Annotated in this window: 11 protein-coding genes and 1 pseudogene; 9 read left to right on the top strand and 3 right to left on the bottom strand. The window is 73.7% G+C overall.

Going from position 1 to position 16933, the window contains the following annotated elements:
- Nucleotides 1-43 precede the first annotated feature (43 nt).
- Nucleotides 44-2908 (top strand): vitamin B12-dependent ribonucleotide reductase, encoded by a 2865-nt coding sequence (locus tag ACGH2B_RS05260; RefSeq protein WP_399084821.1) that lies wholly within the window; start codon nt 44-46, stop codon nt 2906-2908.
- Nucleotides 2909-3212: 304 nt separating this feature from the next.
- Here the strand turns inward: ACGH2B_RS05260 and ACGH2B_RS05255 are convergent.
- A pseudogene (locus ACGH2B_RS05255) lies at nt 3213-3767 on the bottom strand (TerD family protein); the annotation flags it as partial.
- A 269-nt stretch (nt 3768-4036) separates the two neighbouring features.
- Nucleotides 4037-4624, bottom strand: a complete 588-nt coding sequence (locus tag ACGH2B_RS05250; RefSeq protein ID WP_399084818.1) for a TetR/AcrR family transcriptional regulator — start codon at nt 4622-4624, stop codon at nt 4037-4039.
- 147 nt (nt 4625-4771) lie between these two features.
- On the opposite strand from ACGH2B_RS05250, the gene ACGH2B_RS05245 reads away from it, so the two are divergent.
- The 6 genes from ACGH2B_RS05245 (at nt 4772) to ACGH2B_RS05220 (ending at nt 10316) form a co-directional block, all read left to right on the top strand.
- Nucleotides 4772-6184 carry an amidase gene (locus ACGH2B_RS05245; RefSeq protein ID WP_399084815.1) on the top strand — a complete coding sequence of 471 codons (1413 nt, stop codon included), beginning with the start codon at nt 4772-4774 and terminating at the stop codon, nt 6182-6184.
- 114 nt (nt 6185-6298) lie between these two features.
- Nucleotides 6299-6904 carry a YdbC family protein gene (locus ACGH2B_RS05240; protein ID WP_399084812.1) on the top strand — a complete coding sequence of 202 codons (606 nt, stop codon included), beginning with the start codon at nt 6299-6301 and terminating at the stop codon, nt 6902-6904.
- Nucleotides 6905-7122: 218 nt separating this feature from the next.
- Nucleotides 7123-7782 carry a histidine phosphatase family protein gene (locus ACGH2B_RS05235; RefSeq protein ID WP_399084809.1) on the top strand — a complete coding sequence of 220 codons (660 nt, stop codon included), beginning with the start codon at nt 7123-7125 and terminating at the stop codon, nt 7780-7782.
- Between the two features lie 10 nt (nt 7783-7792).
- Nucleotides 7793-8692 carry an ADP-ribosylglycohydrolase family protein gene (locus ACGH2B_RS05230; RefSeq protein ID WP_399084806.1) on the top strand — a complete coding sequence of 300 codons (900 nt, stop codon included), beginning with the start codon at nt 7793-7795 and terminating at the stop codon, nt 8690-8692.
- 224 nt (nt 8693-8916) lie between these two features.
- Complete coding sequence (locus ACGH2B_RS05225) at nt 8917-9618, top strand: ribonuclease HII (protein ID WP_399084803.1); 702 nt, start codon at nt 8917-8919, stop codon at nt 9616-9618.
- A gap of 65 nt (nt 9619-9683) precedes the next feature.
- A complete protein-coding gene (locus tag ACGH2B_RS05220) occupies nt 9684-10316 on the top strand; it encodes a hypothetical protein (protein WP_399084801.1) in 633 nt (210 codons plus the stop codon).
- A 212-nt stretch (nt 10317-10528) separates the two neighbouring features.
- On the opposite strand, the gene ACGH2B_RS05215 is transcribed toward ACGH2B_RS05220, so the two are convergent.
- The gene (locus tag ACGH2B_RS05215; protein WP_399084797.1) at nt 10529-11236 is read right to left on the bottom strand and encodes a hypothetical protein; all 708 of its coding nucleotides are present in this window, start codon (nt 11234-11236) and stop codon (nt 10529-10531) included.
- Nucleotides 11237-11866: 630 nt separating this feature from the next.
- Between ACGH2B_RS05215 and ACGH2B_RS05210 the strand changes: the two genes are divergently transcribed.
- Both ACGH2B_RS05210 and ACGH2B_RS05205 read left to right on the top strand, forming a co-directional pair.
- Nucleotides 11867-14026 carry a RecQ family ATP-dependent DNA helicase gene (locus ACGH2B_RS05210; protein WP_399084794.1) on the top strand — a complete coding sequence of 720 codons (2160 nt, stop codon included), beginning with the start codon at nt 11867-11869 and terminating at the stop codon, nt 14024-14026.
- A gap of 1129 nt (nt 14027-15155) precedes the next feature.
- A complete protein-coding gene (locus ACGH2B_RS05205; RefSeq protein ID WP_399084791.1) occupies nt 15156-16925 on the top strand; it encodes a DUF4192 domain-containing protein in 1770 nt (589 codons plus the stop codon).
- The last annotated feature ends 8 nt before the right edge of the window (nt 16926-16933 follow it).

The raw sequence follows: 16933 nt of genomic DNA, 5'->3' as shown, positions 1-16933 counted from the left end.
AAGTGCGCACATATGGGCGTTTTTGCCCGTACAGGGAGGCGGAATGACAGAGACGACGAGCGGCCCGGCACGCGGCTCCCGCGCCAAGGGCGGCAGCAAGGCGAGCAAGGGTCTGCGCATCGAGCGCATCCACACCACCCCCGGCGTGCACCCGTACGACGAGGTGGAGTGGGCGCGCCGTGACGTCGTCATGACCAACTGGCGCGACGGCTCGGTCAACTTCGAGCAGCGTGGCGTCGAGTTCCCCGACTTCTGGTCGGTGAACGCGGTCAACATCGTCACCAGCAAGTACTTCCGTGGTGCGGTGGGCTCGCCGACCCGCGAGTCGAGCCTGCGGCAACTGATCGACCGCGTGGTCACGACGTACCGCAAGTCCGGTGAGGAGAACGGCTACTTCGCCTCCCCGGCGGACGCCGAGATCTTCGAGCACGAGCTGGCGTACGCCCTGCTCCACCAGATCTTCAGTTTCAACTCGCCGGTGTGGTTCAACGTCGGCACCCAGCAGCCGCAGCAGGTCAGCGCCTGCTTCATCCTCTCCGTCGACGACTCCATGGAGTCGATCCTCGACTGGTACAAGGAAGAGGGGATGATCTTCAAGGGCGGTTCCGGCGCGGGCCTGAACCTCTCCCGCATCCGCTCCTCCAAGGAGCTGCTCTCCTCCGGCGGCAACGCCTCCGGTCCGGTCTCCTTCATGCGCGGCGCCGACGCGTCCGCCGGAACGATCAAGTCGGGCGGTGCCACCCGCCGCGCCGCCAAGATGGTCGTGCTCGACGTCGATCACCCCGACGTCGAGGCGTTCATCGAGACCAAGGTCAAGGAGGAGGAGAAGGTCCGCGCGCTGCGCGACGCCGGCTTCGACATGGACCTGGGCGGCGACGACATCACGTCCGTCCAGTACCAGAACGCCAACAACTCCGTCCGGGTCAACGACGAGTTCATGAAGGCGGTCGAGTCCGGCTCGAAGTTCGGGCTGCGCGGCCGGATGACCGGCGAGGTCATCGAGGAGGTCGACGCCAAGGGCCTCTTCCGCAAGATGGCCGAGGCCGCCTGGGCCTGCGCCGACCCCGGCATCCAGTACGACGACACCATCAACCACTGGCACACCTCGCCGGAGTCGGGCCGGATCACCGCCTCGAACCCGTGCAGCGAGTACATGCACCTGGACAACTCCTCGTGCAACCTCGCCTCGCTCAACCTCATGAAGTTCCTGCGCGACGACGACCAGGGCAACCAGTCGTTCGACGCCGCGCGCTTCGCCAAGGTCGTCGAGCTGGTCATCACGGCGATGGACATCTCCATCTGCTTCGCCGACTTCCCGACCGAGAAGATCGGTGAGACCACCCGCGCCTTCCGCCAGCTGGGCATCGGCTACGCCAACCTCGGCGCCCTGCTGATGGCCACCGGCCACGCCTACGACTCCGACGGCGGCCGCGCGCTCGCCGGCGCCATCACCTCGCTGATGACCGGTACGTCGTACAAGCGCTCCGCCGAGCTGGCCGCGGTCGTCGGCCCGTACGACGGCTACGCCCGCAACGCCGACGCCCACAAGCGCGTCATGAAGCAGCACTCCGACGCCAACGGCGCCGCCACGCGCATGGACGACCTGGACACCCCGGTGTGGGCCGCGGCGACCGAGGCGTGGCAGGACGTGCTGCGGCTGGGCGCGAAGAACGGTTTCCGCAACGCGCAGGCGTCCGTCCTCGCGCCGACCGGCACCATCGGCCTGATGATGGACTGCGACACCACGGGCGTCGAGCCGGACCTCGCCCTGGTCAAGTTCAAGAAGCTGGTCGGCGGCGGCTCCATGCAGATCGTGAACAACACGGTCCCCAAGGCGCTCAAGCGGCTCGGCTACCAGCCCGAGCAGATCGAGGCGATCGTCGCCCACATCGCCGACCACGGCAATGTCATCGACGCCCCCGGCCTCAAGCAGGAGCACTACGAGGTCTTCGACTGCGCCATGGGTGCCCGCTCGATCTCGGCCATGGGTCACGTCCGCATGATGGCCGCGGCGCAGCCCTTCCTGTCGGGTGCGATCTCCAAGACCGTCAACCTGCCCGAGACGGCCACCGTCGAGGAGGTCGAGGAGGTCTACTACGAGGGCTGGAAGCTCGGCCTGAAGGCGCTCGCGATCTACCGCGACAACTGCAAGGTCGGCCAGCCGCTCTCCGCCAAGAAGAAGGAAGAGGAGAAGAAGGCCGAGCCGGTCGCGGAGAAGGTCGTCGAGTACCGCCCCGTCCGCAAGCGCCTCCCCAAGGGCCGTCCCGGCATCACCACCTCCTTCACGGTGGGCGGCGCCGAGGGCTACATGACCGCCAACTCCTACCCGGACGACGGTCTGGGCGAGGTCTTCCTGAAGATGTCCAAGCAGGGCTCGACCCTCGCGGGCATGATGGACGCCTTCTCCATCGCCGTCTCGGTGGGCCTCCAGTACGGCGTGCCGCTGGAGACCTACGTCTCGAAGTTCACCAACATGCGCTTCGAGCCGGCCGGTATGACGGACGACCCGGATGTGCGGATGGCGCAGTCGATCGTCGACTACATCTTCCGCCGTCTGGCGCTGGACTTCCTGCCCTTCGAGACCCGCTCCGCGCTCGGCATCCACTCCGTCGAGGAGCGCCAGCGTCACCTGGACACCGGCTCCTACGAGCCGTCCGAGGACGTCGACGTCGAGGGTCTGGCGCAGTCCGCGCCGCTCCAGACCGGCGCGCCCGCGCCGGCGGCTCCCGCCGCGGAGATCGAGGCCCCGGCCCCGCAGAAGCAGGCGCACACCAACGCCGAACTGGTCGAGATGCAGCTCGGCATCAACGCCGACGCTCCGCTCTGCTTCTCCTGCGGGACGAAGATGCAGCGTGCGGGTAGCTGCTACCTCTGCGAGGGCTGCGGCTCGACCAGCGGTTGCAGCTGACCGCTGAGCCCTCGGCGGGCGTGAAGTAGCTGTTCAGGTGGGGTGTCGACGGTGACGTCGGCGCCCCACCTGCGCGTTTCGCCGGTACGGCTGTCGCTTTCGGTGCGGCGCTGCCGGGGAGGCCGCTCGGCCTGCTCGCCGGCCGCGATGGCCCGTCGCGTGATCCGCGGGGGAGAGGGAGCCGATGCCGTGTCGGCTCCCTCTTCGCTGGTGGTGTCCCGGTGCGGTGCGGCTCCTCCCCGGCCGCGTCGCACCGGCCGGCCCGGGGGCGGTCCAGCGGTGGGGCTGCCCGTGCGGGCTCCGGTCAGGTCCCCATCAGGGCGGTGTAGGCGTTCGGGTCGGCGTCGAAGCCGCGCAGGCCCTTCTGCAGCCGCCATTCGCCGTCGGCGTCGCGGGCGAAGACGGCGACGTTGGCCGCTGTCGACGGGGCGACCGAGGCGAAGTCGTCCCGGACGAGATCGGTGTAGCCCTCGCGGATCTGGATCTCGGTGTTGGGCACCTCGCCGAAGGTCTTGCGGCCGCCGCCCTGCTGGATGACGACGCCCACCACGACCCGGGTGTAGCGCTCCGACAGGCGCTCCAGCTCCAGCGTCATGACCTCGTCGGAGCCGAAGCCCTGGCCCGTGCGGCTGTCGCGGTTGAGGGTGATGGTGCCGTCGGGGGAGCGGCTGTCGAAGTGGACGAGGTAGACCGGCTCGCCCACGGGGGTGCCGGCCTCGTAGGTGGCGGCGATGAGGTCGAGGTCGTTGTCCGGCTCGCCGGCGGGGCTGGGGTCCCACTTGAGCGTGACCTCGACCTTTTCGATGCCTTTGTTGAGCGTGCTCACCGGGCTCTTCCTTCCGTCGCTTTCCGTCTCACCGGACGCGCGGAACGGCTCCGCGCGCGGTCGGCCGCCCTTCCCGGCCCGGGGATGAGGCGCAGGACCGGTGGCGGGCGGCCGAGGAGCGCCGGGCGGCCGGCCCGTGGTCGTGCGGGCAGTGCGCCGTAACACCCCGTTGGGTGTCCATGGTGCCATGGCGGCGTCCCGGCGCGGCGGGGCGAACTCTGCCTGTGGATAACTGCGTTGGCCGGGAATCTGGCCGGATCCGTTGCCCCGTGAGGGTGTGGAGGCGGCGGCCCCGGAGGGGCTCACTCCTGCGGCTCGCCCCACAGGCGGCACAGGTGGTGGTCGAGGGCGTCGAGTGCGGCGGCGGGGGAGATGTGGTCGATCAGCACATGGGTGGTGAGGCCGTCGACCAGGGAGAGGAGGGTGCGCGCCTCCAGCGAGGCGTCCGCCTCGGGCGCCGCCTGGGTGAGCAGGGCGGTGAACGCCTCGTGCAGCGCGGTGTAGTTGGCGCGAAGGATCTCCGCCAGCGGGCGGCTGACGGTGGCCTGGGCGAGGAACGCCAGCCAGACGCGGGCCTCGGCCCGGTGTTCCTGGCGCAGCAGGGAGAGCTCCGTCGCCGCGTGCCCCAGGGTGGTGCGGGCCGACTGGGCGGGGGAGGCGGAGATGCGGGCGGAGACCCGGGTGGCGATCCGTTCGCCGATGTAGGTCAGGGCGAAGGTGAGCATCTCGTCCTTGGTGCGGAAGCAGCGCTGGACCGCCCCCATGGAGACGTCCGCGCGGGCCGCGACGTCCCGGAGGGTGACCCCTTCCAGACCACGTTCCTCGGCGAGCCGGCAGACGGCGTCGGCGATCTGCCGGCGTCGGCCCTCGTGGTCCACCAGTTTCGGCATGGCACCCCGCTTATTCGATGCGTACGTATCGCTGATCAGGGTACGGTGTTTTTTCGATGCGACTGCATCAGTACGACTGGTGGGGGCCGGAATGCGACAGCACCGGCCGCGGGAGCCCCGAGGGCGGGGCGATGGAGGGAGCCGGAGATGCACGACGGAGCGTGGCGGTGGACGGCGGGGGCGCAGGCGGCGGCCGTACGGGAGGGAACGGTGACGGCGACCGAACTGCTGGAGGCGCATCTGGCCCGGATCGCCGAGGTCAACCCGGCGGTCAACGCGGTGACCCAGCTCATCGCCGACCGGGCGCGCGCGGACGCGGACGCCCTCGACCGCCGCCGGGCGGCCGGTGAGGAGCTGGGCCCGCTGGCCGGGGTGCCGTTCACGGTCAAGGAGACCACCGCCGTCGAGGGCGTTCCGACGACCTTCGGCGCGGCCGCCTTCCGGCACGCCACGGCGCGCGCCGACGCGCCCCCGGTGGCGCGGCTGCGCGCCGCCGGTGCCGTCCCCGTGGGGCACACCAACATGCCCACCCTCGTCCTCGCCGGGATGCACACCCGGAGCGAGCTGTTCGGCGACACCGCCAACCCCTGGAGCGGCGCGGTCACCCCCGGCGGCTCCAGTGGCGGTGACGGGGCGGCCGTGGCGAGCGGCATGGTGCCCCTCGGCCTCGGCAACGACGCCGGGGGATCGGTCCGCATCCCCGCCGCCTTCTGCGGCGTCGCGGGGCTGAAGCCCACCATGGGCCGGTACCCCGCCGACCACCGTGTCGGCGCCGACGATCCCGCCCTGGCCGCCCAGGAGTTGGTGGTCGACGGGCCGCTCGCCCGCACCGTCGCGGACCTGCGGCTGGTCCACGGGGTGCTGGCCGGGGCCGCCCCGTGCGACCCGAGGGCCGTGCCCGTACCGGCCTTCGGCACGCCGCTCCCGGGGCCCCTCAAGGTGGCGAAGGTGGCCGACCCCGGGGGAGAAGGGGTGCATCCCTCGGTCCGCGCGGCCGTCGACGCCGCGGCGGACGCCCTGAGCGACGCCGGTTACGAGGTGTGCGAGGTCGCCGACGTCCCGCGCCTGGACGACACGCTGGAGGCGTACACCCGGATGACGCTCACCGAGTTCGCCGCCGGGTGGCCGCGCATCAAGCCGCTCCTGGGGGAGGGCGGGCACCGCTACATCGAATGGGGCATGGCGCGGAGCCGCCCCGCCGACCTCGCCGAGTACCTGCGGCTGACCGGCGTACGCCTGGGCATCCGCCGCGACTGGGCCGCGTTCCTCCAGGAGTACCCGCTGGTCCTGGGGCCGGTGTTCACCCTGCCGCCGTTCGCCCCCGGGGAGGAACTGCGCGATCCGCAGAGCTCGGCCCGCCTGCAGCGCGCCATGCGGCTGTGCACCGCCACCAGCTTCGCGGGGCTGCCCGCCGTCGCGGTGCCCGCGGGGATCGACGCGGGGCTGCCCCGGGGCGTCCAGCTCATCGGCCGCCCCTTCCGGGAGGACCTGTGCCTGGACGCCGCCGAGGAGGTGGAGCGGCGGCTGGCCGCCCCGGTGCCCATCGACCCCTGCCCGTAAGGCGGTTCGCCCACGACGGTCCCCGGGGCGGCGGCGCCCGCCGGTGCGCCTCCCCGGGGATGTTCCCCGGGTGACGACGGTGATACGGCCGGTTCCGGGCCGTACGATGGCGCGGTGCTTGTCAAGTGGATTCGCCTCACCGTCGTGGACCGTCGAGGGTTCGAGCGGGGGCAGCGGAAATGGGCGGGACTGCTGGGGGAGCCGGGATTCCGCGGGCAGGGGGGTGGCTGGAGCAGAAGCCGCCCCGGGGTCGCGCACCTCGTGGCCTTCTGGGAGAGCCGGGCGTTCTACGACTCGTTCATGGCGCGCTCCCACGACCGGCTCGCCGCCGCGCAGGTGGGCACCTTCAAGGACAGCCAAGTCCGCCTCTTCGAGCACGAATTCGACGTGAAGGTGGGCTTCGAGCCGGTCTTCACCGATGTCGACGTCCTGCGGCTGGCGCACTCCCAGGTCCGTGCGGACCGCGTGGACCACTTCACGCTGGTGCAGGAGAAGGTCTGGAACCCGGCGATGGCCGGCTCGCCCGGCATGGTGCGCGGGATGCTCGGACGCGCCCCCGGCGAGGAGTTCCTGGTGCTGTCGATGTGGCAGTCGGCCGCCGAGCGCGGCAAGTACCGGCCGGAACGGGTCGAGCGGCTGGCCCTGCGCGCCCAGATAGCGGCCGATGTGGAGGCCCTTACGGGCGACGTCGTCCAGCTCGAACCGGCGTGGACGGTCTGACCGCACGCCCCCGTACGACCCCGCGCGCGCCGGACGGCTCCGGACCGCGAAGGGCCCGGGACGCCGCACGGGGCCGGCCCACCGCGCCCCGAGTGGCCCGCCCGGGGCACGCACCCCGTACCCGCACGGTGCGGAGCCGCGGCCACCGGACACGGACCCCGGGCCGCGCCCCGTGCCGGCGGTCGCGGCCCGCGCCGCAGGCGTTCTAGGGTGGCCGCATGGCACGGCCGCGACGCATCGTCCTCATCCGCCACGGGGAGTCGGAGGGCAATGCCGACGACACCGTCTACGAACGCGAGCCGGACCACGCGCTCAGCCTGACGGAGAAGGGCCTCCACCAGGCCCGCGAGGCCGGCGGCCCGCTCCGGGACATCTTCGGCGACGAGCGGATCTCCGCCTACGTCTCCCCGTACCGCCGCACCCACCAGACCTTCCGCGCACTCGGCCTCGACCTGGACCGCGTCCGCGTCCGCGAGGAGCCCCGGCTGCGCGAGCAGGACTGGGGCAACTGGCAGGACCGCGACGACGTACGCCTCCAGAAGGCGTACCGCGACGCCTACGGGCACTTCTTCTACCGCTTCGCCCAGGGCGAGTCCGGTGCCGACGTCTACGACCGGGTCGGCGCGTTCCTGGAGAGCCTGTGGCGCAGCTTCGAGGCCCCCGACCACCCGCCGAACGTCCTGATCGTCACGCACGGCCTGACCATGCGGCTGTTCTGCATGCGGTGGTTCCACTGGTCGGTCGCGGAGTTCGAATCGCTCGCCAACCCCGGAAACGCCGAGCGGCGCACCCTCCTCCTCGGCGACGACGGCCGCTACACCCTGGACCGGCCGTTCGAGCGCTGGCGGGAGCCGGAGCCGTACGGCATCTCCGGTTAGAGTGCCAGCGATGACCGCCGACGACCGTGACGCAGACCGCCGCGCGCGGGCCCTCGCCAGCCTGCGCGGACTCGCCGTGGGCGACGCCCTCGGCGCCCGCTTCGCCACCCCCGCACACCTCCCCGCCCTCCGGCGCCGCGCCCTGCCCCCCGGCCCCTGGCGGTGGACCGACGACACCGAGATGGCCTGCTCCGTCCTGGCCGTCCTCGACGCCCACGGCCGCGTCGACCAGGATGCCCTCGCCCGGTCCTTCGCCGATCACCACCACCCCGACCGCGACTACGGACCGGCCGTCGACCGCCTGCTGCGGCAGATCCGCGACGGCGCCGACTGGCACGACCTCTCCGCCGCCCTCTTCAACGGCCACGGCTCCTGGGGCAACGGCGCCGCGATGCGCATCGCCCCCCTGGGCGCCTGGTATGCCGGCGACGCCGAGCAGGCCACCCACCAGGCCGAGATCTCCGCCTACCCCACCCACCAGCACCGCGAGGCCGTGGTGGGCGCCATGGCGGTCGCCGCTGCCGCCGCCCTCGTCGCCGACCCGGAGCGGACCACCGGCCCCGCCCAGTTGATCGACGACGTCCTCGCGCTGATCCCGCGCAGCGCCGTCCAGGCCGGACTCCGCCGCGCCCGGGACATGCTCGACTACGGCGACCCCGGCACCGTCGCCGCCGTCCTCGGCTGCGGCCGCCGCACCAGCGCCCACGACACCGTGCCCTTCACCCTCTGGGCCGCCGCCCGGCACCTCGGCGACTACCCTGGCGCGTTCTGGACCACCGCCCGCGCGGGCGGCGACGTGGACACCACCTGCGCCATCGTCGGCGGCATCGTCGCCGCCGCCCCCGCCGGCGCCCCGCCGTCCGACTGGCTCGCCGCCACGGAACCCCTCCCCGGCTGGGCACCCGCCTGATCCACCGCACGGCGCCCGCCCCGCCCGGGGGCGCCACCCCGCCCGCCCCGGGGGAGTGCCAATGGCCGCCCCGGGCCGGCGACTTCGCCCCGGGGGAGTGCCCTCCGGCACCCCGTGCCACCCGCCCCGTACGCCCCCGTGACCGGCTCCCGCGGCGGCGGTCGCACCCTCATCCGGATCCGGTGGCGACGCACGTCCCGAATAGGCGTACGCTTGCTGGCGCCATGCCGTACGAGCCTCCCACCCATACCGTCGAGCGATCACTGCGCGCCACGACGGGCGCCAAGATCGTCGCCGGTGTCGACGAGGTCGGGCGAGGAGCCTGGGCCGGTCCCGTGAGTGTCTGCGCGGCCGTCACCGGCCTGCGCCGCCCGCCCGCCGGACTCACCGATTCCAAGCTGCTGACCCCCAAGCGCCGCACCGACCTCGCCGAGGTCCTCGACGACTGGGTCACCGCCTACGCCCTGGGGCACTCCTCCCCGGAGGAGATCGACGCCCTGGGGATGACCGCGGCGCTCCGGCTCGCGGCCGTCCGTGCCCTGGAGGCGCTGCCGGTCCGCCCGGACGCGGTCATCCTCGACGGCAAGCACGACTACCTGGGCGCGCCATGGCGGGTCCGCACGGTCATCAAGGGCGACCAGTCCTGCATCGCGGTCGCCGCCGCATCCGTGATCGCCAAAGTGCGACGCGACGCGATGATGGCCGAACTGGGCGCGGAACACGCCGCGTTCGACTTCGCGGGCAACGCCGGTTACCCCTCTCCGACCCATCGCACCGCCCTGGAGGAGCACGGTCCCACGCCGTACCACCGGGTGTCGTGGTCCTACATGGACGCGTTGCCCCGGTGGCGGCATCTGAAGAAGGTGCGCGTCACCCCCGAAGCAGCCGCTCTGAAGGCCGGTGGCCAACTCGGCTTCGACTTCTGAGCGGTGCGGGCGCCGAGGCGGACCCGCCGACGCGTCCCGCACCCACGTTTGATAGACAACCCTTCATGCCTCTCATCCCCGAGGAGCCTCAGATTCACGAGAGTGTCCCGGGTCCCCGCGCAACTCCGGCCGCCGGCCGCACCGCGCCGACCCCTCGACCCGTTCCTGGCCCCGGCCCCCGCCCCGCACCCGGGCGCGGACCCCACGCGGCGGGAGTCCGTCCGGGCAAGCCCGGCCCGCCCGCCCCGCCGCGGGGGCCCGTCACGGCCCCGCCCGCACAGCGCACCGGCCCCCGCCCCGCGGCGGCCACCGACGCGCAGCTCCAGCTGATCCCGGCCCCGGCCGACGGCGCCCTGGACGCCGCCGACGAGGCCGTCGATCTGCTGCTGGACTCCGGACGTGCACCGAGCGACATCCTGGTGCTCACGACCGGTGACCCGCACCCCTGGGCCGCGCACGAACTGTCCTTCGGCGAGGCGTCCTACTGGGCGCAGTACGACGCCGCGGACGACGTGTTCTACGCGGACGCCCGCGCCACCCGGCCCGCCGGGCGGCCCGTCGTGGTCGTCGCGGTCAACGGCGGTACCGACGAGACCACGGCGCAGGCCCTGCCCGCCGCCCTGGCGCGCGCCGGAGCGCTGCTGATCGTCTGCGGCGACCCGCAGCGGATCAACGCCGTGCTCGGTACGTCCGCCTGACCCTTCCCGTACGCAGCGGCCCGCCGGCCACCAGGCCGGTCGGGCCCGCACGCGTGCCCCGGGGCGGCTGTTCGCCCCGGAAGCCTCGGGGCCGCCGTCACGGGCGCGGGCGTCGTGGAGGCGCTCCGTACGCGGCCGGTCCGTAGGCCGCGCGCCCGCCCGGAGGCGTCGGCCCCACTTCCGTCGCGGCCTGCCATCCTGGGCCCGTCGTCTCAACTGCCGCGCGCGGCAACGCTCCTGGGCCCCCGAGAGCCCGCAGGGCCCTCGGATTCCGGCAGCCGCCGGGGCCGCTCCGCGCCATCGGGCAGCCGCCGCGCCCCGCCCGGCCGCCGCACCGCCTCGGCACGGGGCCGCTCACCACCGGCCGCGACCACGGCCCGCCCGCCCGGCTTCGCCCGTCCGCCCGGCCGCCGCCCGCCACGCTCCTCGCCCAGCACCTGCCAGCGGTCGCCGTTCATCATGAGGTACGCCCCGCACCGCAGCCCGTGCAGCGTGCACGCGTCCCGCAGCCCCCACATCCAGGCGCCGTCCGTCTCCGTCCACCGCAGCTCGCCCGTGCGGCAGTACACGAGCACCGCCGTACGTACCGGGATCCGCAACCGCAGGTCGTGCGGCACGATCCGCCGCAGATGCACCAGCAGGGCATGGCGGAACCGCCAGCCGTCGGGCTCGGCGGCGGGGAGCGTGAACGACGCGCTCGCCCGCACCCGCTGATCCGCATCGAGCACCGCCACCACCGCGGTGGACGGCACCGGGGCGTGCCTCTCGTGCACCCCGTTGATCAGCTCACGGGGATTGCGGAGCAAGGGGATCCCGGCCGTGGCCCATTCGGCGGGCTCCAGCAGGCGGCCGGGCCGGGCGGCCGGGGCGGCGGGCGCGGACCGGGACGCGGGCGTGAGCGGGGCGTCGGCGAAGTCCACATTCCTCCCTTCGGACGCGCATCCCTCCGGCGGGCGGCGCGGGGTGTGCGGTGCCCCGGCGACCGGGTGTGACCGGCCTCCTGAGCGGGTGGCGCCGATCGGTCTCCGTGTCCGCACGGGCCCGCGGCCGTACCCCCACACGCGCGCACTCCCGCCTCACCGATGGCGCTGCTTCCATCCTTCCCGCCGCCGCCCCGCCCGACGCCCCGCCGCTCCCTCGGCATCGGATCCGTGCGGCCCTTTTCCGGGGCGGACGGGGCGCCCCGCGCGGTCGTGGATGACGCTCGCCCGGAAGCGGTACCGCGGGCAGGGGCCGGTCCGCGGTCCGGCCTGTGCCCGACGGCGCCGCCGGCCCGCGGTGGCCGTGAACCGCGCCGCGGGTGCGGCGAACCGGGCCTCCTACGGGTGCGGACCCCCAATTCCGTCCGCGTTCCGGGCCCCGCACCACGACCGTGGCCCGCTCGGTGAAACTCCGCACACCACGGCTCTGACCTGCGGGAACATCCTCGTGCGAAGGGTTCGGACGTGGCCGCCGGCGTGGCCGCCGACGCCGTTCGGGGGGCGGGCGCGGGGCCGCCCCGGCGATGGGCGGGTGGCTGTTTGTCAGTGCCGTGCGGTTGCATGGAGGGCATGAACGAACAGGAGCTGCGTGCCGAAGCCGACGCCATCCTCGCCGAGCTGGTCGGCGACCCGGGAGGCTCGGCGACGCTTCGGGAGGACCAGTGGCAGGCGGTGGCCGCCCTGGTGGTCGAGCGTCGCCGCGCGCTGGTCGTGCAGCGCACCGGCTGGGGCAAGTCCGCGGTGTACTTCGTCGCCACCGCGCTGCTGCGCCGCCGCGGCTCCGGCCCGACAGTGATCATCTCGCCGCTGCTGGCACTGATGCGCAACCAGGTCGAGTCCGCCGCCCGCGCCGGAATCCGGGCCCGCACGATCAACTCCGCCAACCCGGAGGAGTGGGACGCCATCCACGAGGAGGTCGAGCGCGGCGACGTCGACGTCCTCCTGGTCAGCCCGGAGCGCCTCAACTCCGTCGACTTCCGCGAACGGATGCTGCCGAAGCTCGCGGCCACCACCGGCCTGCTCGTGGTGGACGAGGCACACTGCATCTCCGACTGGGGCCACGACTTCCGCCCCGATTACCGCCGGCTGCGCACGATGCTCGCGGAACTCTCCCCGGGCGTCCCCGTCCTCGCCACCACCGCCACCGCCAACGCCCGGGTCACGGCCGACGTCGCCGACCAGCTCGGCACGGGCGCGGGGGAGGCGCTCGTGCTGCGCGGCACCCTGGAGCGCGAGAGCCTGCGGCTCGGCGTGGTCCGGCTGCCGGACGCCGCGCACCGCCTCGCCTGGCTCGCCGACCACCTCGACGACCTGCCGGGCTCCGGCATCATCTACACCCTCACCGTCTCCGCCGCCGAGGAGGTCACCGCCTACCTCCAGGGCCGCGGCTTCCGTGTCGCCTCCTACACCGGCCGCACCGAGAACGCCGACCGCCAGCAGGCCGAGACCGACCTGATCGACAACCGCGTCAAGGCGCTCGTCGCGACCTCCGCGCTCGGCATGGGGTTCGACAAACCCGACCTCGGATTCGTGATCCACCTCGGCTCACCGTCCTCGCCGATCTCCTACTACCAGCAGGTGGGCCGCGCGGGCCGCGGCGTCGCCCACGCCGATGTCCTGCTGCTGCCCGGCAAGGAGGACGAGGCCATCTGGCGCTACTTCGCCGAGGTCGCCTTCCCGCCCGAATCCCAGGTCCGCCAGACCCTCGCCGCCCTCACCGACGCCGGACGCCCCCTGTCCGTACCGGCCCTTGAGGCCCAGGTCGACCTGCGGCGCAACAGGCTGGAGATGATGCTGAAGGTGCTGGACGTGGACGGCGCGGTCCGCCGGGTGAAGGGCGGCTGGACGGCCACCGGCGCCGACTGGATCTACGACGCCGAGCGCTACGCCTGGGTGGCACGGCAGCGCTCCGCCGAACAGCAGGCCATGCGCGACTACGTCAGCACCACCCGGTGCCGGATGGAGTTCCTCCGCCGCCAGCTCGACGACGAGGGAGCGGCCCCGTGCGGCCGCTGCGACAACTGCGCGGGCGAGTGGGCCGCCGCCGAGGTCTCCCCGGCGGCGCTGGCGGGCGCCACGGGCGAACTGGACCGCCCGGGTGTGGCGGTCGAGCCCCGCCGCATGTGGCCGACGGGCATGGCCGCTCTGGGCATCGACCTCAAGGGCCGCATCCCGGCGCAGGAACAGTGCGCCCCCGGACGTGCCCTGGGCCGGCTCTCGGACATCGGCTGGGGCAACCGCCTGCGCCCGCTGCTGGCCGAGCAGGCCCCCGACGGCCCCGTCCCGGACGACGTCCTCGACGCCGCGGTGGCGGTCCTCGGCGACTGGGCGCGCTCCCCGGACGGCTGGGCGTCGAAGGACCCGGACGCCACCGCCCGCCCGGTGGGCGTCGTCGCCGTCCCGTCCCTGAGCCGCCCCCAACTCGTCCACTCCCTCGCCGAAGGCATCGCGCGGATCGGCCGCCTCCCCTTCCTCGGCGCCCTCGCCCACACCGAGCAGAGCGCCGTCCACCGCGCCCACCGCAGCAACTCCGCACAGCGCCTCCAGACGCTCTCCGCCGCCTTCACGGTCCCCGGAGAACTGGCCGAGGGCCTCGCCCGTACCCCGGGCCCGGTCCTGCTGGTGGACGACTACACCGACTCCGGCTGGACCCTCGCCGTCGCCGCCCGCCTCCTGCAACGCGCGGGCACGTCCCGGGTCCTGCCACTGGTCCTCGCGGCGGCGGGCTGAGCAGGCGGGTACGTCGGGTCGAGCTGAGGGATGGCCGGGGCCTGAAGGCTGGGGCCTGGGCCCTGGACTCAGGGCCCGGGGCCGAGGGACGCGTGGTGCCGTTGTGGCCGGGAGCGATGGTCGGCCGGGGGGCTCGGCCACGGTGCTCGGTCTGGGGCCTTCGGCTCCGGGTGATGGCGGGGCCGGTGGTGCTGGCCGGACCCGGAGGCGGGGAAACTGGTGGCTCGCATTCCGGGAGTCGCTGTCTCGGTGCGGCTCCTGCATGGTGTCTGCTGCCTGCCTGCCTGCCGGCTCCGGTGGTCTGCGGGGCCGGCGTCTGCTGGGTGCGTTGCGTTGCGTGGCTTGCTCGGCGGTGCGCGGGATAGGGCCTACCTCCGCGGGCTGCCTTCGGCCGGTGCTCTGGCGTTGACGCACCTAACCGGTTACTACGGGCCGGGGCGACGTGCTCGTGGACGCCGTGCTGGAGACCTGCCTTTATGAGGGGATTGCCCCTGTACCGAGCTCCGGTCCCGCTCCGGCTCCGGACCCGGCTCGGCCCTGGCCCCGGCTCCGGTCCCGCTCAGGCTCCGGTCCTGTCTCCGGCCCGGCCCTGTCGGACCGTCGGCGCACTCGTCACTCGTACGAACGCCGAGTGACGATCATGGACCGCCTGCCGCCTGCCGCCTGCCGCCTGCCGCCTGCCGCCTGCCGCCTGCCGCCTGCCGCCTGCCGCCTGCCGCCTGCCGCCTGCCGCCTGCCGCCTGCGGCCTGCCGCCCCTATGCGCGGTCGGCCCTGTCGCCAGAAGCGTGAGGGCGGTGCGGCCCGGTATGGCGAAATCCGAGGGCTGTACTCCGACGAGACCGACCGGCCCTCGGGCAGCGTCGGCCCAAGCAGTGCCTGGGGAGTTTTGCCACCTGGCCTGGAGCGGCGTACCTCAAGCCCGTGCACCGTGACGGCCCAGCCGGACCCGCCCCGTCCCGGCCAGGCCAGGGAGCGCGGCCCTCAGAAATCCCGGCCGACGTCCAGGGACCCCTGCCACATGCCGACTCCCGACGCCGAGCCGCCCCTCCGCCCCTGTGGAAATCTCCATCACCCGGGCGTTATCCACAGGGGTCGCGGCGCAGCGGACCCCCGCGGGATCTTCGAGCCATGAACCAGCACAGCGAACCACCTCACGAAGACCCGAGTTCCATCCGCCGACCGCGCTCGCGCCCCGGCACGTCCGCCGCCTCCGGCGACACGGAAGGCCCGCCCACGGCTTCCGCCCCGCCTCCCGCACAGCCACCGGCCCCTTCGATCCCCGCGCCCCGCTCGCCCCTGTCCGCCCGGCACTCGGAATCCACGGCGGCCCCGTGGGCCTCCCGCCCCGACGCCGGTACCGCCCGCACCCCAGGTCCACGACACCCCACCGCCCAGTACCCCGGCACGTTCCTCCCCGGCGAGCCGACCGGCCTCTCCCTGACCGCGAACCTCTTCCTCCCGACCGGCCCCGCCCTGGACGACCTCGACCCGGTACCCGCCACCTCACCCGGCGCTGCACCATCCGACGGGAACCACACCACCCACCCCGAACCCGGCACTGAGCAACAGCAAACCGAGCAACAGCAACAGGTCACCCTGAGCGACGCCGCCGGTCTCGCCGACGCCCTGCCGTACCTCATGGGTTTCTACCCTGACGACAGCATCGTTCTGGTGGCACTCCACGGCCCTCACGGACGTTTCGGAGCCCGGGTCAGGATCGGCATCCCCACCGACCCGGAGCAGTGGCCCGACGTCGCCGACCAACTCGCCTCGGTCCTCATCTCCGCGGCCGAGGACCGGGGCGACCACCCCGCTGGCATGCTCGTCTTCCTCTGCCAGGAGCCGGCGGACGGTGAGCGCGGCCAGGACGTCACACAGCGGCTGCGGCCCCTCGCCCAGCGTCTGCGCACCGCCTGCGGCGCTCTCGACGTCCCCGTCCTCGAAGCGCTCTGTCTCTCCAACAACCGCTACTGGTCGTACTGCTGCCCCGGCTACCGCTGCTGCCCGGCCGACGGCACACCCATGGTCATGCCCGGCACCTCGGTCATGGCGGCCGCTGCCGCGTACGCGGGCCTGCAGGTACGCGGCTCCCTCAAGGAGATGGAGGCACGTCTCGCCCCACGCACCGGCCCCCGCGCCGCCGACCAGGTCGAAGCGCTGGACACCGCACTCGGCCGGTTCCTGCCCCGGATGCTCCACGCGAACGGCGCCCGCACCGTCCGCGAGGACACCCTGGGCCGGATCACCGCCATGATCCACCGCTTCCGGCAGGACACCCCCACCGGAAGCAACCGGGCCCGCGACGCCTGCGACGATGCCCTCCTCACCGACACCGAAGCCGCCGAACTCATCCTCGGACTCCAGGACCGCCGCACCCGCGACCGGGCCGCCGAATGGATGGAAGGCCCCTCCGCCGCAGCCGCCCTCCGCCTCTGGCGCGCCCTCGCCCGCCGCTGCGCGGGCGCCTACCTCGAACACTCCGTCGCCCCGCTGACCCTCGCCGGATGGGTCGCCTGGTCCACCGACGATCAACCCTCCGCCCGCGTCGCCCTCAGCCGCGCCCTGGGCATCGACCCCGACTACCTCTTCGCCCAACTCCTGCACCACGGCATCAACAAGGGACTCGACCCCGAACCGCTACGCCGCTGCCTGCGGAGCGAACGCGAGGAACGCGAAGCACAGACGGCCCGGGAGACGAGCGGCACCCGCGACGCAGCCGCCGCCACGTACACCGCACCCGACCCCGACCCCGGCACCGTTCCCGCTCCCGTACGGCCGCCCCGCTCCCACCGCGCGAAGACCGGCCGCCCCACAGCGCCACGGGGCGCCTCCGGCCCGCCCGGCAACCGTGCCGCCCCCCGCCGCACCCCACGCGGCGGGGACCGGAGCCGCAGGTGACCCAGAAA

The organism is Streptomyces sp. BBFR2 (assembly GCF_044497305.1).
Classification (GTDB): domain Bacteria; phylum Actinomycetota; class Actinomycetes; order Streptomycetales; family Streptomycetaceae; genus Streptomyces.
Note: the sequence above shows the minus strand (reverse complement) of the source record. Positions and strands in the feature narration are given on the sequence as shown.